At 56.0% G+C, this 18,228-nt stretch carries 19 protein-coding genes; 7 read left to right on the forward strand and 12 right to left on the reverse strand.

The features are described 5' to 3' along the window. Positions 1-180: 180 nt before the first annotated feature. A complete protein-coding gene (locus EG886_RS10885; protein ID WP_124728155.1) occupies positions 181-1,017 on the reverse strand; it encodes a hypothetical protein in 837 nt (278 codons plus the stop codon). Between the two features lie 224 nt (positions 1,018-1,241). Further along, complete coding sequence (locus EG886_RS10890) at positions 1,242-2,093, reverse strand: DUF6612 family protein (RefSeq protein ID WP_124728156.1); 852 nt, start codon at positions 2,091-2,093, stop codon at positions 1,242-1,244. Between the two features lie 292 nt (positions 2,094-2,385). Here EG886_RS10890 and mnmL point away from each other — a divergent pair, with 292 nt between their 5' ends. From mnmL to EG886_RS10905, 3 genes are all read left to right on the forward strand, one after another. After that, positions 2,386-3,357, forward strand: coding sequence for a tRNA modification radical SAM protein MnmL/YtqA (gene mnmL, locus EG886_RS10895; protein WP_124728157.1), 972 nt, complete (start codon positions 2,386-2,388; stop codon positions 3,355-3,357). A gap of 13 nt (positions 3,358-3,370) precedes the next feature. After that, the gene (gene mnmM / locus EG886_RS10900; protein WP_124728158.1) at positions 3,371-3,967 is read left to right on the forward strand and encodes a tRNA 5-(aminomethyl)-2-thiouridylate-methyltransferase MnmM; all 597 of its coding nucleotides are present in this window, start codon (positions 3,371-3,373) and stop codon (positions 3,965-3,967) included. A 236-nt stretch (positions 3,968-4,203) separates the two neighbouring features. Continuing rightward, a complete protein-coding gene (locus EG886_RS10905) occupies positions 4,204-5,832 on the forward strand; it encodes a peptide ABC transporter substrate-binding protein (protein ID WP_124728159.1) in 1,629 nt (542 codons plus the stop codon). Between the two features lie 145 nt (positions 5,833-5,977). Here EG886_RS10905 and EG886_RS10910 read toward each other — a convergent pair whose 3' ends face one another. Next, positions 5,978-6,352, reverse strand: a complete 375-nt coding sequence (locus EG886_RS10910; protein ID WP_124728160.1) for a S1 RNA-binding domain-containing protein — start codon at positions 6,350-6,352, stop codon at positions 5,978-5,980. A gap of 349 nt (positions 6,353-6,701) precedes the next feature. Here EG886_RS10910 and pckA point away from each other — a divergent pair, with 349 nt between their 5' ends. Beyond that, on the forward strand, positions 6,702-8,282 hold the full coding sequence (pckA, locus tag EG886_RS10915) for a phosphoenolpyruvate carboxykinase (ATP) (RefSeq protein ID WP_124728161.1): 1,581 nt from the start codon (positions 6,702-6,704) through the stop codon (positions 8,280-8,282). A 128-nt stretch (positions 8,283-8,410) separates the two neighbouring features. After that, positions 8,411-9,046, forward strand: a complete 636-nt coding sequence (udk, locus tag EG886_RS10920) for a uridine kinase (RefSeq protein ID WP_124728162.1) — start codon at positions 8,411-8,413, stop codon at positions 9,044-9,046. A 94-nt stretch (positions 9,047-9,140) separates the two neighbouring features. Here the strand turns inward: udk and EG886_RS10925 are convergent, their stop codons facing one another. From EG886_RS10925 to EG886_RS10940, 4 genes are all read right to left on the reverse strand, one after another. Further along, on the reverse strand, positions 9,141-9,566 hold the full coding sequence (locus EG886_RS10925; RefSeq protein ID WP_124728163.1) for a hypothetical protein: 426 nt from the start codon (positions 9,564-9,566) through the stop codon (positions 9,141-9,143). Between the two features lie 230 nt (positions 9,567-9,796). After that, positions 9,797-10,180, reverse strand: coding sequence for a glycine cleavage system protein GcvH (gcvH, locus tag EG886_RS10930; RefSeq protein ID WP_124728164.1), 384 nt, complete (start codon positions 10,178-10,180; stop codon positions 9,797-9,799). Between the two features lie 27 nt (positions 10,181-10,207). After that, positions 10,208-10,654 carry a TlpA family protein disulfide reductase gene (locus EG886_RS10935; RefSeq protein WP_124728766.1) on the reverse strand — a complete coding sequence of 149 codons (447 nt, stop codon included), beginning with the start codon at positions 10,652-10,654 and terminating at the stop codon, positions 10,208-10,210. A gap of 101 nt (positions 10,655-10,755) precedes the next feature. Then, complete coding sequence (locus tag EG886_RS10940; protein ID WP_124728165.1) at positions 10,756-11,304, reverse strand: peroxiredoxin; 549 nt, start codon at positions 11,302-11,304, stop codon at positions 10,756-10,758. 926 nt (positions 11,305-12,230) lie between these two features. Between EG886_RS10940 and EG886_RS10950 the strand changes: the two genes are divergently transcribed. Beyond that, the gene (locus EG886_RS10950) at positions 12,231-13,235 is read left to right on the forward strand and encodes a MerR family transcriptional regulator (protein ID WP_164491803.1); all 1,005 of its coding nucleotides are present in this window, start codon (positions 12,231-12,233) and stop codon (positions 13,233-13,235) included. Between the two features lie 119 nt (positions 13,236-13,354). On the opposite strand, the gene EG886_RS10955 is transcribed toward EG886_RS10950, so the two are convergent. Continuing rightward, positions 13,355-14,062, reverse strand: coding sequence for a TetR/AcrR family transcriptional regulator (locus EG886_RS10955; RefSeq protein ID WP_164491804.1), 708 nt, complete (start codon positions 14,060-14,062; stop codon positions 13,355-13,357). A gap of 310 nt (positions 14,063-14,372) precedes the next feature. On the opposite strand from EG886_RS10955, the gene EG886_RS10960 reads away from it, so the two are divergent. Further along, the gene (locus tag EG886_RS10960; protein ID WP_124728169.1) at positions 14,373-15,080 is read left to right on the forward strand and encodes a hypothetical protein; all 708 of its coding nucleotides are present in this window, start codon (positions 14,373-14,375) and stop codon (positions 15,078-15,080) included. Between the two features lie 254 nt (positions 15,081-15,334). Here the strand turns inward: EG886_RS10960 and EG886_RS10965 are convergent, their stop codons facing one another. The 4 genes from EG886_RS10965 to EG886_RS10980 all read right to left on the reverse strand — a co-directional run bounded on the left by EG886_RS10965 (position 15,335) and on the right by EG886_RS10980 (position 18,227). Beyond that, positions 15,335-15,697 (reverse strand): arsenate reductase family protein, encoded by a 363-nt coding sequence (locus tag EG886_RS10965; RefSeq protein ID WP_124728767.1) that lies wholly within the window; start codon positions 15,695-15,697, stop codon positions 15,335-15,337. Between the two features lie 74 nt (positions 15,698-15,771). Next, a complete protein-coding gene (locus EG886_RS10970; protein ID WP_124728170.1) occupies positions 15,772-16,329 on the reverse strand; it encodes a cob(I)yrinic acid a,c-diamide adenosyltransferase in 558 nt (185 codons plus the stop codon). A 47-nt stretch (positions 16,330-16,376) separates the two neighbouring features. Further along, positions 16,377-17,171 carry a heme ABC transporter ATP-binding protein gene (locus EG886_RS10975; RefSeq protein ID WP_124728171.1) on the reverse strand — a complete coding sequence of 265 codons (795 nt, stop codon included), beginning with the start codon at positions 17,169-17,171 and terminating at the stop codon, positions 16,377-16,379. Between the two features lie 15 nt (positions 17,172-17,186). Continuing rightward, positions 17,187-18,227 carry a FecCD family ABC transporter permease gene (locus EG886_RS10980; RefSeq protein ID WP_241154315.1) on the reverse strand — a complete coding sequence of 347 codons (1,041 nt, stop codon included), beginning with the start codon at positions 18,225-18,227 and terminating at the stop codon, positions 17,187-17,189. Between the last annotated feature and the right edge of the window lies 1 nt (position 18,228).

The raw sequence follows: 18,228 nt of genomic DNA on the forward strand, positions 1-18,228 counted from the left end.
TCTTGAGACCATGCAATCTCCGAAAAAAGAAAATCACATCGGAAATATCATCAAAACATGGGAAGCGTCTTCCGGAACAAAAAAAGCCGGCACCTTTTCCCGTTTTGCCGTACCCGGCGAAACGTCGGAAAAGCGCCGACTTCAGCGACGTACACTCCTTCGCACCCCGAAACCGGGTGGTTACCGCGCCGATTGGATCACCGCTTCCGGAACCTGGATGGTGTCGCCGAAATCCCCTTTGACCGAGATCTCCTCTTCATGCGTGTATTCCAGCCGCTTGCCGCCGTCTGCCGGGATGACCGCTTTCACCCGGGAACGGCCGGCCAAAAGGCGGAACGTCTCCGCGTCCACCTCCATCGTCTCGCTGAACTCCACAATCATCAACTCCCGGGGTTCGGGATGGATGCCGATCTCCGGAAATTCCCCAAGCGGCATATGCAGGGTCACAAACCGGATGAAATACTGCCTCAGCTGCTCCGAATTCCAGGCTTTGAGATGATCAAATTCAAACACGTAGCGGTCCTGCTGCCGGGTCATCGTGATTCCTTCCGGCAACCGGTCTCCTTCCAAGTCCTTCACAAACTCGATCACGTGTTTCGGACCGCCAGGCCCGGAGTCCTGAGATTCGGAAAGAACGGTTTTCTCCCAGGCCTGATCGCCGATGCGCGAATATTCCACCCCGCCCGCGGTGTACATTTCCACGGGAAAGGACTGATCGTTCCCCCGGATGAACCCCTTCAGGTGAAAGCCGTCTTTTGCCGTTTCAATCTCAAACTCGCGCGTGATGTCCACATGGATCCGTGATCCGTCCGAGATCCGGTCGTTGCTCTCGAACGTGGAGACAAACCCGCCCCGCTCCATCCTCTCCACCAGATGGTGCAGCACTTTCACCGGACCCGGCTCTTTGTTTTGCGGCGCGGGCTCCCGGGGCGAGTCGGCGGAAGGCTTGCTGCACCCGACCACCATCCATGCCACCGCCAATCCCAGCCACGCCAACCGTTTGGCCGCTCTGATCATCGGAATACCCCCCGTGTGGCAGAAACCATCCCCGGATTCCTGGATGTTGGCTCCGCCAAGTCCGTGACGTTGCAAGATCTTCCACCCACTGCTGATTTTGTTTAATATTCAGAATTATAATTCCCTTAAAATACAAAATAAAACCTCTCGTTTCCAATGACGGAAACAAGAGGTTCCTTGATCCCCATGCGAGATTCTCCCCGTCCGGGATTCCGGTTCATCTCTCATTCAGGCTTTGCCGTTTTCTTGACTTCTTCCGGAACTTCAATTTTGCCATTGTATTCGCCTTTGAGCGTCATTTCCATGACCTGTTCCATTTTGAGCTCTTCTTTGCCGGTCGGGATGCCCACGATCATTTCCGATTTGTAGCTTTTGGTCTGATACGTGGTTCCGTCCACTATCATGGTTCCGGTGTATTTGGTGAAGTTCAGCTTCGACGAATCCATTGCCACGCCGAATTCTTTCAGGGTCTCGTCGTCGAGGGAATCCTTGATCATTTGCTGAATGTCGGACGCGAAAGCCTTGTTTTTCAGGAGCACCGCATAGTCCGTCTCCACCAGCCAATCATTGCCCTGTTTGGTGACCTTGATGCCGTCGGGCAATTTGTCGCCACCCAGCGCGTTGATGAACTTCACGAGGACATCCGCGATTTCATTGGGCTGCTGGCCGGCCGGAGAAGACGTGTCTTGCGATTTCATCCATCCGAGTCCGGCGACATTCATATACATGTCCTGACCGACTTGGTACATTTCCATCGGCATCGACTGGCCCATCATGTTCATGTCGCCCTTCATGTGCATGGCGAAGGGCTCACCGACCATTTCCATCGTGAATGACATTCCGAGGTCGATGTTCTGACCTCCGGCGTTCATCTTTTGCGTAATGTTGGCATCATAGACGAACGAACCTTTGTTGGTCACTTCATCCGCTTTGAGCAAAACCTCAAGCGGAGTCGGCTCTTTTTTCTCCTCAACGCCTGATTGTTCGCCGGGTTTGGCCGCTTCTTGGGAGCAACCTGCGAGGATCAACGCAACAGAAGCAAGCAAACCGAGACTCAAACGCCAGAAATTCTTCATAGAGATACAACCTTTCATTTTATTGGTAAAGACGAATGGAGTATATCTCATTTTGAAAAAATCGGCAATCCACTTTCATGAAGATTTTTTCTCTTTCACAATCCGTTCAAACTCCCACGAACCGTTTGCCAAGGGTGACTTCTTCCCGCGGGATGTCCCGGATCCGTTTCTTCCGTTTCGCAAAACGGTTCATGCCGGGTGTGCCGATCGTCCCGCGAAGTCGACGTGCCTCGGCAAGTTCCCGCGAAATCTTGTATAATGGAAAACAGATTTTCGGAAAAGGATGATCGACATGCAAGCAGCGGTCGAAACTCCCCGTCTCTGGGGAGAAAAGCGTTACCATACATGGAACTGGCACCTGCGGCAAGTCTTCGGGGAAAAGGTGTTCAAGGTTCCGATCGACGGAGGATTCACCTGCCCGAACCGGGACGGCAAAGTGGCGATCGGGGGGTGCACGTTTTGCAGCGCCCGAGGGTCCGGCGACTTCGCCGGCAACCGGCGGGACGACGTGCTCAAGCAATTCCGGGAAGTCAAGGAGCGCATGCACAACAAATGGCCGAACGCCAAGTATCTCGGCTATTTCCAGGCGTTCAGCAACACGTATGCTCCCGTCTCCGTGTTGCGGGATCTGTATGAGCCGATCCTCGAGCAGGAAGGCGTGGTCGGCCTGTCCATCGCCACCCGCCCGGACTGCCTGCCGGACGACGTGGTGGAGTATCTCGCGGAACTGAACGAACGCACCTATCTGTGGGTGGAGATCGGCCTGCAAAGCATGCACGACGAAACCGGCCGGATCGTCAACCGTGGTCACGATTTCAACTGTTTCGTGGAGGCGGTGGACAAACTGCGCAAACACGGCATCCGCGTCTGCACCCACATCATTCACGGCTTGCCCGGAGAAACGCGGGAAATGATGCTGGAAACCGTGCAGGCTTGCGCGGACATGGACCTGCAGGGCATCAAGATCCATCTGCTCCATCTGCTCAAAAACACTCCGATGGTGAAACAGTACGAAGCCGGTCTCGTCCAATTCCTCGACAGGGACGAATACGTTTCCCTGGTGGTCGACTCGCTGGAACTGTTGCCTCCGGACGTGATCATTCATCGGGTGACGGGTGACGGTCCGCCGGATCTGTTGATCGGTCCGATGTGGAGCCGCAAGAAGTGGGAAGTGCTGAACGCCATCGACGCGGAACTCGTCCGGCGCAATACCTGGCAAGGCAAAAAAGCAAGGCCTCGCCGCGGTGTGACGATCGGCACCTGAGGAGGGAGAACGTATGATTCTCCCCTCCATTCTGGAAAGCGCCCGTCATTGGGTCCGTCAGGCACTTTCTCCCGGCGGCATCGCCGTCGACGGCACGTGCGGAAACGGACATGACACCCTGTTTCTGGCGGAACGGGCCGGTCCCGACGGCATGGTGTACGGATTTGACATTCAGCAGGAAGCACTCTCAAAAACAAGGGAACGACTTCACGCCCACGGCATGACCGAGCGGGTTCAACTCTTTCACGCCGGCCATGAACGGATGCATGAGCTGCTTCCGTCGGAGCTTCGCGGCCGGATCGATGCCTTCATGTTCAATCTGGGGTACCTTCCGAAAGGAGACACCCGTGTCGTCACCCGTCCGGAAACCACGCTGGCCGCGCTGGAAACGGCAACCGAATGGCTGACTCCCGGCGGGATCATCTCCGTGTGCCTCTACACCGGTCATCCGGGCGGAAGGGAAGAAGCGGATGCCGTGTTGCACTTTGCTTCGCACCTTCCCCCCGGAGCGTTTCAGGTCATGCACCAACAACTTCCCAATCGCCGGGAAGCCCCCTCCTTGCTGGTGCTTGAAAAGCGAAACCGCCCCCGGTCATCTTCCCGTGATTGAACGTACAATGCCGACAAGCCGGCCATGCCGGAGCGAACAAATGTCCGCTCCGGTTTTTTTCATGTCAAACAGATCTTTGCTCACGGTCATTCGCATTTTTCATTTTTTTGGATTCGCTTAAAATATTTTTTTCGAAAAAATAATCTAAATCTTGTCATTAAAAAAAGGATTTTCACACCTCTTCGTCAAATTTAAAGTTTGTCCGATTCATATACGTCTTTACAGGGGGTAAACAGATGAAGAACAGCAGAATCACGTCCTTGCTGGCCCTGTTCCTCGCCTTGGCACTTGTACTTACCGCATGCGTACCCGGCGGGGACGAGAAGGAAGCCGGCACGGCCGAACAGGTTCTGTCGTTGATCGAGTCGTCCGAACCGCCCAACTTGGACAGCGCCAAAGCCACGGACGCCGTCTCCTTCACCATCCTGAACAACGTGATGGAAGGTTTGTACCGGGTGGGTCTGAACGATGAACTTGAACCCGCCATGGCAGACGGGGAGCCTCAGATCAGCGATGATCAGCTCACCTGGACCATCAAGTTGAAAGATGCCAAATGGAGTGACGGAAAACCGGTCACGGCCAAGGATTTCGAGTATGCGTGGAAACGCGCCCTCGATCCGGCGACCGCTTCCGAATACGCATACATCCTCTATCCGCTGAAGAACGCGGAGGAGTACAACACCCAAAAGGCCAAAGCGGAAGATGTCGGAGTGAAAGCGCTTGACGACAAGACGCTTGAAATCAAACTGAAAGCTCCGACCCCCTACTTCAAGGAGCTGCTCGCATTCCCGCTGTACCTGCCGCAACGTCAGGACATCGTGGAACAGTACGGCGAAAAGTATGCCCTGGAAGCCTCCAATCTGGTTTACAACGGTCCGTTCGTCCTCGCTTCCTGGCAACATGAAAAAGGCTTTACCTACAAGAAAAACGAAAATTACTGGGACAAAGACGCCGTCAAGCTGACCCAGGTGAACGTCAACATCGTGAGAGACGGAATGACCGGGATTAACCTGTACGACACCGGAAAAACCGATGTGTCAGGCATTCCGGCGGAAATGGTGGACAAATACAAAGACAGCCCCGAAGCCTTCCCCGTCAAGGAATCGGCCGTGTTCTACTTCGAAATCAACCAGACCAAACCGTTCCTGAAAAACAAGAAAGTCCGCCAGGCCATCATGATGGCGATCGACCGCAACACCTTGGTCAACAACCTGTTGAAAAACGGCTCGCTCCCGGCCGACAAGGGCCTGGTTCCGCCGGACATCAAAGGGCTCGGAGACAAGAAATACCGGGAGTCGGCCTCCGACATCCAAATCCCGTATGATCCGGCCAAAGCGAAACAGTTGCTGCAGGAAGGGCTGAAAGAGCTGGGCATGAGCGCGCCCCCCAGAGTGGAACTGCTGACCTATGACACCACCAGCGCCAAAAAGGACGCCGAGTTCTTCAAGGAACAGCTTCGCGTGAACCTCGGTCTGGATGTGGTCATCGCTTCCATCCCGTTCAAGGAAAAACTGGAGCGCGCCAAAAACGGACAGTTTGAAATCAACTATGCGGGTTGGGGCGCCGACTACAACGATCCGATGACCTATCTGGATCTGTTCCTGACCGACTCCACGCAAAACAGCGGCAAGTACAGCAATCCGGAATACGACAATCTGATCAAAAAATCGATCACCAACAACAACTTCGAAGAACGGATCGCCGACCTGGCAAAAGCCGAAAAAATCCTGATGGATGACGCCGGCGTGATTCCGCTGTACTATCGCAGCCGTCTGTCCATCAAGAAGCCTTACGTCAAAAACTGGAAAACGCACATCATCGGTCCGAACTACAGCCTGAAGTGGACCTACATCGAAGGCAAATGACCGTCGCCCGGACGGGCAATAAAAAGCGGCTTCCCTCATTCCGAGGGAAGCCGCTTTTTTTCCGGCAACAAAAAACATCTTCCGCAATTGGAAGATGTCGGTTTCGGTCTTCGCATGAAATCCTTGACAGGGCCACTTTTCGCCGTCAGCGATTTCTTCTCTGCTTGGCGCTCAAAGCGCTCAGCCGTTCTTCGCTGCTTTTTTGCCACTTCTTCAGCATCTCTTCGAATTCCAGAGGAGCCTTGCGCGGACCACGACCACCCCGTCTTTCGCGGGGACGGTCATCGCTCAATGCCTTTATCGACAAGGAAATTTTTCCTGAAGGATCGATGGACAGCACTTTCGCTTGAACGACCGCACCAACTTGCAGCTCGTCTTCCACTTTTTCCACGTATCTGGTCGAGATCTGAGAGATGTGGATCAAACCGGTTTGACCGGACTCAAGTTTGACGAAGGCACCGAACGGCTTGATCGAAATCACTTCTCCCTGTACGACGGCCCCTTCTTTCAGCTCGCTCATTCAAACACTCCCGCAGTGGTATTAATTCTGTACAAAGGTACCACTTATTTTTGCAAAAGTCAATGGGTATTCTCCCACGGAGAACGATTTCATGCGCGGAAAATCAACGAACCCCGATGATCGAACCGGGCGATGTGGAAATGGTTTCCTTTCAAGCCGCGCGCGTTCCCGTGATTTTTTCTTTGTTTTCATGTGAATCGATATGAAAGACAAGCCCTGATCCGGTGAAAACTAAGTGAACAATCTGTCCGTCAAGCGGCTTATATGTTATACTGTTTCTTGATTTGATATGTCACAATTCGATCGGATTCATGCATGCAATCCTGAACAAAAAGGTGATGTTGAAACCATGAGTATGGTGTTACCTGCGGAAAACGAGGCTTCATTTCAACTCGGCGGTCAAAAGCATTTCAATCTTTCCGTCGCCGAACTGATCGAGCATGCCATCAAGCGGGGAGAGGCCGTCCTGACCCGTGAAGGGGCTCTTCGCGCGACAACAGGGGCATTTACGGGACGCTCTCCGAAAGATAAATACACCGTGGCTGACGCTTCCGTTCGTGACAACATTGACTGGGGTTCCGTGAACCAACCGATGGATCCGGAAACCTTCGACCGGATTCTGGAGCGCGTGAACACCTATTTGCGCGAAAAGGAAGTGTTCATCTTTGACGGTTTTGCCGGTGCCGATGAAAAATGGCGCCTGCCGATTCGCGTGATCAACGAATATGCCTGGCACAATCTGTTTGTTCGTCAGCTGTTCATCCGTCCGACGGAAGATGAGCTGAAAACGCACAAGCCCGAATTCACCGTTGTCTGCATCCCCGGATTCAAAGTCGATCCGGAGACGGACGGAACGCGCTCCGAAACGCTGATCGCCGTCAGCTTCGAGCGAAAAACCGTGATCATCGCCGGAACCGAATATGCGGGCGAAATGAAGAAATCGATTTTCAGCGTCATGAACTATCTGCTGCCGGAATACGGCGTCATGCCGATGCATTGCTCGGCCAACGTGGGCAAAGACGGTGACGTGGCTCTGTTCTTCGGCCTTTCCGGCACGGGCAAAACCACCTTGTCCGCCGATCCCGAACGGTTCCTGATCGGCGACGACGAACACGGTTGGTCCGACAGCGGCGTGTTCAATTTCGAAGGCGGCTGCTACGCCAAATGCATCGGTCTGAGCCGCGAAAAGGAACCGCAGATCTGGGAAGCCGTCCGCTTCGGCACCGTGCTGGAAAACGTCGTGCTGGACGAACACAGGGTGCCCGATTTCCATGACGGCAGCCTGACCGAAAACACCCGTGCCGCCTATCCGGTGGATTACATCCCGGGAGCCGTCATCCCCGGCATCGCCGGCCACCCCAACGTGATCCTGTTCCTGACGGCAGACGCGTTCGGCGTGCTTCCCCCGATCTCCCGTCTCACTCCGGAACAGGCCATGTACCACTTCCTGTCCGGATACACCAGCAAACTGGCCGGCACCGAACGCGGCGTGACCGAACCGGAAGCCACCTTCTCCGCCTGCTTCGGGGCTCCGTTCCTGCCGCGACCGGCGCGGGTTTACGCTGAAATGCTCGGTGAAAAAATCGCCAAACACAACGTGGACGTCTATCTGGTCAACACCGGCTGGACCGGCGGCCCCTACGGCGTCGGCAAACGGATGAACCTGGCCTACACCCGTGCGATGGTGTCCGCCGCCATCAGCGGGGAACTCAAGCAGGTCGAATACGTGAAAGATGACTTTTTCGGCCTTTCGATCCCGACCGGCTGCCCGGGAGTTCCGGCCGAGCTGCTGAACCCCCGCAACACGTGGGAAGACAAAAACGCTTATGATGAGAAAGCCAAAGAATTGGCCAAACGCTTCCATGACAACTTCTCCAAATTCAAAGGAGTCAGCGACGCCGTCAAAAACGCCGGCCCGAAACTCGGCTGACGGCCGTTTCCCCGCGTCCCTTTCTCTGGGGCGCGGGGTTCTTTTTCTTGAAAATGAGAGACAATCCTGCTAATATCACCAAGGAACAAGGCTTGTTCCATGAACTCATTCAGAAGGGAAATGACTTTATGATGAAACCCGTGGTGATCGGCGTCGCCGGCGGTACCGGCTCGGGCAAAACCACCGTGGCACGCAGGTTGGTGGAGCGCTTTTCGGATTCGGTGGTGTACCTGGAACAGGACTCCTATTACCGCGACCAGTCCCATTTGACCCTGGAGGAACGCGCCAAGACCAACTACGATCATCCCCTCGCCTTTGACAACGATCTGTTGCTGGAACACCTCCGCCGCTTGCTCCGGCATGAACCGGTGGACAAACCCGTGTATGACTACAAACTTCACACCCGGTCCCGGGAAACGGTCCGGCTCCTCCCCAAGGACGTGATCATTCTCGAAGGAATCCTCGTCCTGGACGATTCCCGTCTGCGCGAGCTGATGGACATCAAGATCTACGTGGACACCGACGCGGATGTGCGCATCCTGAGAAGGATCGAGCGAGACATCAAGGAACGCGGACGCACGTTGGATTCGGTCATGGAGCAGTACCTGAACGTGGTTCGGCCGATGCACCTGCAATTCGTTGAGCCCACCAAACGCTACGCCGACCTGATCATTCCGGAAGGCGGGCACAACGAAGTGGCCATCAATCTGTTGATCAACCAGATCGACACATGCCTTCGGAGAAACAACTCCCAACCGCAATAAATCCCCTTCCGGCAGGGAAGGGGATTTTTTCCGTGCTGAAAAAGGCCCGCCCGGCAACGGGCGAGCCTTTGGTATTTTCCGTCAGTCAAAGGTGTCACATGCTTCCTTCTTTTTGTTGCTCCATTTTTTGGAGTCGGTTGGTCAGCACTTTCAGCCGATGTTTGAGTTCTTCTCCCCATTCGGCGTCTCCCAGAATCTTGGACACCCGGAGAAGGTCCAGCGAATGGTCGATCTGCTCACGCAAGACCGGCTCGAGATCGTCATTTTCCTGGAAACTGATCCCGTACTCTTTCCACTCCTCGATCAGATCGGGGGTAATCGTTTCCCGGAGGGTGACTTCTCTGACACGATCTTCCCTGGCATACTCCACCACGAGCTCGAATTCTTCCCTGACAGCCGGGTGGACTTCCACCACGTGACACACCGGACACCACAGAAGAGGGATCTGGTGCACCATGACGGAATGCTTGCGATAGGATCCGATAAACCCGATCGTCGAAGCGCCGCAACAGAAACTCATCTATCTCCCCTCCTCATCCCGATGGCCGAACCGAGCAAAAACAGATTGCCAGGATGTAATTTTATTTTACCACAAATCTGGCAAGTCGAAACCATGGAGAGTTCTGGGAAGAGAAGGAATGGACAAAAAAGTTTTTCGGAAAGAGGAAGATGCCTTGGGGAAATCATCAAAAACAAAAGCGGACGGAACAAATTCCGCCCGCCGTTCGATCCATGAATCCTGCGGCCAAATCATTCGGTGACCAGTTTCTCATAGTCTTCCGCAGACAACAGCTGCTCCAGGTCGGAAGGATTGGACATTTCGACCACGATCATCCAACCGTCCCCGTAAGGAGATTCGTTCACATTCTCCGGAGACTCTTCCAGGGCGCCGTTGACTTCAACCACTTTCCCGCTGACCGGTGCGTAAAGCTCGGAAACCGTTTTCACCGACTCGACGCTTCCGAACGGTTCATTGGCCGTCAGTTCGGTTCCCGTTTCCGGCAGTTCGACGAAGACGATGTCGCCCAACTCGGATTGGGCAAAATCGGTGATGCCGATGCGGACGCGACCGTCTTCCAGTTTCAACACCCATTCGTGTTCCTTGGAATACAGAAGCTCTTTGGGAAATTGCATGTTCGGATTCCTCCACTCTCTCGGAGATCAGCCCTGCTGGAATTCCGCGAGAACGCGTTCCAACGGGTTTTTCAACATGGACAGGGCTTTTTCGCCGGCCGAACGGTGACGGAGCAAGCCGTTGGCGTCAAACAGGTAGAACGCCGGCACGTACTCGTTTTCAAACGCGTCGACCACGCTGTGCATGTTGTCAATTCCTTGGGGATGTTTCAGTTCGTATTTTACAATGTTTTCTTTCACCGCGTCCACATCGGTGTCTTTTTCGGAACGCGGCATGTGAATGCCCACCACTTTGAGCTGGGGATGTTGCTCCCGCAGTTCATTGATTTGCGGCAGGCTTTCCTTGCACATGTGGCAGCTGATGGACCAGAAATGGACCAATACGGGGCTGCCTTTCAGGGATTCGTTGGTCACTTCGCCGTTGACCCATTCGGTGATGCCCTTGATGGCGGGCATTTCGGTGCGAAGACGCAAAGCCATGTCAGTGTCCCTCCCGGAGAGATTTCCCGTTTCGTGTCATATGGCAAGAAGGGACCCGAAGCGAGAGGCTCCAGGTCCCGACGGGTACAGTCACATCAGGCGTTGAGCAGTTTTTCACCCGGTTTCCAGTTAGCCGGGCACAGCCCGCCCGCTTGCAGAGCTTGCAGCACGCGCAGGGTTTCGTCCACGCTGCGGCCCACGTTCAGGTCGGTCACCACTTGATAACGGACGATGCCTTCCGGATCGATGATGAAGAGACCGCGCAGGGCGATGCCTTCCTCTTCGATCAGCACGCCGTAGTCACGGCTGACTTTGTGGGTGGTGTCAGCGCCGAGCGGGAATTTGATGTCGCCCAGGCCGTTTTCGCTCCGCGGGGTGCGGATCCATGCACGGTGGGAGTATTTGCTGTCCGTGCTCACGCCGAGGATTTCGCAATCGAGATCGGCGAACTCTTCATAACGGTCGGACAGTGCGGTGATTTCGGTCGGGCAGACGAACGTGAAGTCCAGGGGATAGAAGAACAGAACCAACCATTTTCCGCGATAGTCGGAAAGCTTCACTTTTTCGTCGAGCGTTTCCAGGTTTTTCGTGCTTTCCATTTCAAAGTCCGGAGCCGGAAGTCCGACAAGACGTTTCACGAGCATTCCCTCCCGAGAGTGATGATGGATAGTGGGTGCCAGACTTAACTTTCCCAGTATGTAGGCAGGTTAGTCGGGAAAGGTTGTCCGGCGCGAAAGAATCCGCCCCTCACGGTCCGCGCGCATGCCGGTTCGCTCGGAGCGAAGGCGGGCGAGATCCATCCGTAAACCGGTGACCTCACTCCATTGCCTACCGATATAACCATACCATGACGTCAAGATTGTAGTCAATACTAAGTTATATTAATTATAATTTGATAACCTTTGTCATTGAGAAAACCAACGAAAGAAGGACCCTTCAAGAGGGTCCCGGATGATTCCCGCTCGTTCTTACCACCATCCACTGCAGGTATACCTAGGAGTGATGTGCTCCCAAAGACAGATGCGGAAAGCCCGCTTCCGATCGGGAGAAGTGGGATACCCCCATGTATATCCATTCGACATCACAGCACTGATATCGTCGTAGTGCCGGTCCCCGTCCAGGTCCACTTCGAGATAGAGCTGCTTGAACTGCTGTGGATATCCGGCCCTCCAGCGGCCCCATCCATATTGTTTTCCGTTGTAATAGCCTATCCTGAGCTCCCCTTCCCAATATTCAAAGACGGTGGAATTGCCCGTTGCGCACCCGGGATCGATCCACCCATTCGCATACTCACATGCAGACGCTCCGATTTCGGCGGCCCAAGACGTCGCCGGCACCCCCACCGTCCCCAATACCAGAACCAATGCGATTGTCAAAATTCGTTTGAACAACGCGCCATTTCCTCCTTCGCAACAGGAAAATTCAGGTTCACTATTATTCTATCTCAATAAAAACTGATATGTATAGTCTTTTTTGAATATTTCTTCCGGATGATCCGGAAGTTCTTCACCTTCCCCTTGCGTCAAGGTTTACAATGAGGAAAGAACTCGTGCACGGGAGGCGAACGCCCTTGCGAATCCGGGAAGCGGCCGAACGACTCAAAACCACGCCCCGAACTCTCCGCTTCTATGAAGAAAAAGGACTCCTCACCCCGGAGAAATGTCCGGAAAACGGCTACCGGATCTATTCGATGCGGGACCTTTATCGCCTGCAAACCATTTTGACGCTGAGAGAAACCGGGATGCCGCTCGAACGCATCCGGGAAGTGTTGCATGAACTGGATCGCGGCAACCGGGAAGAGCCCCTGTGGTTCCTGCAGCTGCAGCGCGCGGTGCTGTACGGGGAATGGCTGCGCCTCAAACGGGTGATCCAGACGTTGGACGACATGATCGAGCGGATGGAAACGGAGCAAGATCCGTGGAACGACCTGTGGCGGTTGGCGGAACAGTCCCGCCGGGCCGAACGGGAGCGGGAAAGCTGGCGCGACGTGTGGAACTTCGACCGGCTCGCCGAACACTTCGACACCTGGACGGCCGAGTGGTCCGTTCCCTATGATGATGCGCTGGACCGCGTGGTGGAGACGGTGATGCCCCTGCCCGGCGAAACCGGTCTGGAAATCGGCACGGGCACCGGAAATCTGGCCGGGCGCTTTCTCGACCGGGGCATCCGGATGTGTGCCATTGATCAATCCCGGGAAATGCTGCGTGTCTGCCGGCGCAAATTCCCGGATCTGACCGCCCTGCCCGGCAACTTTCTGGCCATCCCGTGGCCGGACGGTGTCTTTGATTTCGCGGTCAGCAGCTTCACGCTGCATTGGCTGACCGACGACCAGAAAGAACTGGGCCTGGATGAAATCCGACGCGTATTGAAACCGGGAGGCCGGATCTGCCTGCTGGATGTGATGGAAACGGAGGAGACACCGTTTCCCGCGTTGTCGGGTGCCGTACGGTTCCCCGCACGCATCTCCCGGTTGACGGCTGCGTTGAAAAGGCGGGGATTTGAGGTGACGGCGTTCCGGCTGGTCAACGACTTGCACGTGGTCTTTGCCCGGGACGCATCCGTCCGCCGGCCATGACCTTTTTCTGACGACAAAGGGACTTCGGTTCTGTCCCCATCTTTCTCATTCTCAAAATGCGCCCCAACGGAAACAGGCCGCCCGACCGTAAAGGTTCGGCGGCCTGTTTCCTTCGGATTTCATCCCCGGCGATCCGGTTCCTTTTCAAGGCTTCGTCCCCCGATTCCGTTCACCAACACTTCAACGATCATGCGAAGTTCGTCCCGTTCGCTGTCTTTGACAAACAGATCGGGAGCCAAACTGCGGGTGGCGACAAAGCCGAGCACGCTCGAAATCATGCCCCGAAGAAGCACGTACGGGGGCAGGTCATCCCGCAGTTTGCCTTCCGCCTGCAACTGCTGAATCATCTCGAGAGCAACCGGTGCGATGTTCCCCACCAGATGTTCACGAAGCGCCTCGCGAAGTTCCGGGTGAAACAGACTTTCCACCAGCACGATGCGAATCAGCTTCCAATTCTTCTCGACCAGGTGAACCCGGTCTCTCAACAATTCGTGAAGGACTTCGTCGAACGCCTTGTCCTGCCGAAAGATCTCCATCACCGGCCGGATGATCCAAGGGCTGGCCACCCTGGCAATGGCGGGGATCACCAGCCTCAGCAGCAATCCTTTTTTCGTGCGGTAATGCTTGAAAATGGTCGCTTCGGCCACGCCGGCCCTGCCGGCGATTTCGCTGGTGGAAGCGCCGCTGTATCCTTTTTCCGCAAAAACCTGAATCGCCGCCTCCAGAATCTGCTTTTGCTTCTTCGTCTGACGTTCTTCCGGGTTCAGACTGATGTCATATTCCTCGGCGATCGAGCGGATCCATTCATCCATTTGCTTCTTGTCCATGATCCCCTCCCCGGCGAATGACACCTCAACCAGTACCTGCCCCCCATCGGCCTTCCGGTCGGCAAATCGGCACGACATCCCTTCCCGACAGGTTGCAAACCGCCACCGGAACGGGAGACGGGGGCGTCCGGGACTCACCGTCAATGATACCTCATCCACCTCCCGGAAGAAACCGAAACGCGGCAGGCTTGAATCGCCGGCGGCTCCCGCCACCCATCACTGATTCGCAAATCGAAAAAAAAGACCGGCGCAACTTCGCGGACCGACCGTACGTCTCTGGGAATAGAATTCACCAAAGGAGAGATGAACAGTGAATGCCCGGTTCAAACGAACGCTTCTCCGTTGGCTCTCCATGACATTGGTCCCCTTCGCCCTTTACGGATGCGGAATGGGCGGATACCAAGGTTCCTCCGGTTCTTCCGGAACGGCGGAAGAAACCGGTGCCGTCATTCGCCCCGACGTTGAATTCTCCCCTGATCTCGGCGATATGATCCGCAAAGCCGACCTGATCGTGATCGGCGCGTACAAGAAGCTGGAAAAGGCCGGAAACACCTTGAACCCGAAAGCTTCCTCCACGGAACATCTGGTGTACACCTTCGAAGTCGAGCGGGTTCTGAAAGGCACTGCGGACCCCACGATCCAGGTGGATCTGCTGTGGAAAATATCGCCCGAAGGCGTTCGCGACAAAAACGGCAAACCCGTCCCCCTCAAGCTGGAGCACCCTTGGTTCCGCTCGCCGGAATTGGGCGAAAGAACCATTCTCTTTCTGGACAAAGCCCCGAACGAACAAGCATGGACCAAAGCAACCGAACCTTTCGAAATCGGCATCACCCACGACGGAAAAGCCGAGCTCCGCAGCACCATCCTGACCGGCAAAGCGCGCAAAACCGTCATGCTGAACCAATTCTCCCTCACCATCGACTACTCCGTGAACAACTACCGTGATACCGTTTCCGGCCGTCCGGCGGAAGAAATCATCCGGGAAATCGAACAGGCCGTCAAGGAAAACAAAACCTGAACAATCCCTTCACGACACCGGATCTGCCGCCGAGCATCCATCTTTCCCGAGCCGGACACCCATGCCGCGTTCCGGAATCAATCCCCAAAACGTTGCACGGGTGTTCGGCTCTCAATCAAAAACCCCGGGGAAAAATCCCGGGGAAGCCGGATGACGAACGGTTTGCGGAAAGACTCCCGTCCGCCGTTCAAATCAGCCTTCCAGTCTCCCGGGACACGTCCTTTGAAACATGCCCCGGAAAAACGGAAAACCCGTCACTTGCCGACCCACAGCTTCTCAAACTCTTCCTCCCGGAAACCGACCGTCACGCGTTTCCCGTCGGTCACGATCGGGCGCTTGACCAGCATCCCGTCCGAAGCGAGAAGGTTCAGTTTTTCGTCGTCGCTCATGTCCTTGAGCTTTTTGGACAGGCCCAGCTCCCGGTATTTTTGACCGCTGGTGTTGAAAAATTTCTGCACCGGCAAACCGCTTTTTTCCACCAGGGAAACCAGTTCGTCCCGGCTGAGCGGCTCCTCCACGATGTGGCGGGTTTCAAATGCCACGCCTTTCTCCTGCAAATATTTCAGGGCCTTGCGACAGGTTCCGCACTTCGGATATTGAATCACCTTCAGTGCCATCACGTCTCATTCCTTCCTTTTCCGATGGACCGGATTTTCCCGATATTTTACCACAGTTTGCGGGACCAACTCCGTCAATCGAACACCTTGCCGCCCCGTTTGTACTCCACGTCCGAAACGCCGGCGCGCACGTTGACCACCCGGGCGACCGTGAAAAAGAAATCGGACAGCCGGTTCAGGTACCGGCGCACCTCGTCATTGGTCTCCTGATGCTTGCACAACGTCACCACGCGGCGCTCCGCACGACGGGTCAGCACCCGGCACACGTGAAGAGCCGCGGCGCCCGGGTGACCTCCCGGGAGAATAAACCGTTGAACGGGCGGGCATTCCGCATCGTACTTGTCAATCCACTGCTCCAGCCGGGCGGTCATGTCGGCCGTGATGCGATAATCGCGCTTCTTTCCCGCCTGGGCGAGGTCACCGCCGGCATCGAACAGTTCGTGTTGGATTTCGGTCAGGTCGGCGATCAGATCGGCGAACGTTTCGGGATCGAGCCGGGTGATCGCCTCTCCGATGAAGGAATTGACTTCATCCACCGTTCCGTAAGCTTCGACGCGAATGTCATCCTTGTCGATGCGGCCGCCGATCAAGCCCGTTTTTCCCTCGTCACCGGTCCTCGTGTAAATTTTCATTTTCATCGCTCCTTCCGGGTGATCCACATTTGCAACCGGACAAACGTTCAGCACGACACCCCTTCTCCGCTCCCGGCCGTCAGCACCACCTGCGGAACCGGGATGGAAGGATGGGACACCAGCAAGGGTTTCACTCCGTAGACTTCTTCCAGCAGCCCGGTCTTCATCACTTCATGGGGCGTGCCCGCGGCATGGATCCGTCCGTCCTTCAGCAGCACCAACCGGTCGCAGTATTGTGCGGCCAGATTGAGATCATGCAGCACCATCACCACCGTCATCGTCTGTTCCCGTTGCAGGCGCCGAACCAGATCGAGCAACCGGATCTGGTGACACACATCGAGATAGGTGGTCGGCTCATCCAGGAAGAGGATTTCCGGCTCCTGCGCCAACGCGCGGGCCAAGGCGACCCGCTGTTTCTCCCCGCCGCTCAGTTCGGGAAACCAGCGGTGTCGAAGACCTTCCGTCCCCGTTTTCCGCAGCACTTCCTCCACGATTTCCCGGTCTTTTTGGCGCAACCACGGCCACCGGCCGAGGTGGGGATGGCGTCCCATGGCGACCAACTCTTCCACGGTGAAGGGAACATCTCCCGTCAATTCCTGCGTCAGCACCGCCCATGTCCGGGCCCGGAGCAGCGGATCGAGGTCTCGGAGCTGTTGTCCGTTCAACAGAACTTCCCCTTCGTCCGCTTCCCATTCTCCGGTCAGCACCCGGATCAGCGTGCTTTTGCCGCTTCCGTTGGGCCCCAGGATCCCCAGGCACTCCCCCCGGCGCACTTCCAGACGGATCCCGTGCAAAACGGTACGTCCGCCGATCTTCTTGACCAATTGATTCGCCCGGATCACGGATTCATCCCTCCCTCACCCGCCGTATCTCCGGAGATGTTTGCGCAGGATGCCCGCAAAAAACGGTGCCCCCGCCAAAGCCGTGATCACTCCGATCGGAAGTTCCGCCGGATTGAGGATCACCCTTGCCAACACATCCGCCCACACGAGAAACACTCCGCCGACCAGTGCCGACGCGGGAAGGAGCACGCGATGATCCCCCCCGATCAGCATGCGAACCGCATGAGGAACGACCAGCCCCACAAATCCGATCATTCCGGCGAGGGCCACCGCCGCCGCCGTCAGCAGGGAGGCACAGACGAGCAGGATGAGACGCACGGCCCTCACCCGAACCCCCAGATGAAGAGCCGGACGATCCCCCAGCGAAAACAGATTGAGCTCCCTGGCAAAAAAACAGCACACCGCCAGTCCGACGAGCATCAACGGGAAGGCCACTTCCACGTGTTCCCACTGCCTGAGCGCGAAGCTGCCCAACATCCACAAATGAATCCGGGGCATCTCCTGGGGGACCAGGCTCAGGATGAACGACAGGGCCGCCGCAAAGAAAGCCTGCACGACCACGCCGGACAAAATCAGCGATTCCGGCAACATCCCCGCTTTCGTGCTGCCCAGGCGAATCACCAGCGAAAACGCGAGGATGGCCCCGAAAAAAGCAAACACCGGCATGCCCCAGACCTGGGAAACCGTCGTCTCCAGTCCGGTGAGGAGAAACAGAGCGGCCCCCATGGCGGAACCGGACGAGACCCCGAGAATGAACGGGTCGGCAAGCGGGTTCCTGAGCACGCCCTGGTACACCGTTCCGGCCGCCGCCAACATCGCTCCCACCAATGCGGCCAGCAGCACCCTGGGCAAACGCAGTTCCCAAACGATGGCCACGGTGGATTCATCCGGGCCTTCCGCCCCTCCCCATCCGAGTTTGGCGATCAATACCTTCCACACCTGAAACCCCGTCACATCCGCACTGCCGACCGAAACGGCGGCACAAACCGTAAAAAGGAGGCAGAGGATCGCACCTCCGCCCATCAACCACCCATGCATCTTCTTTGTCCGTTTCAAC

Origin of the sequence: Staphylospora marina, from assembly GCF_003856495.1 — a bacterium.
Classification (GTDB): Bacteria; Bacillota; Bacilli; order Thermoactinomycetales; family Thermoactinomycetaceae; genus Staphylospora; species Staphylospora marina.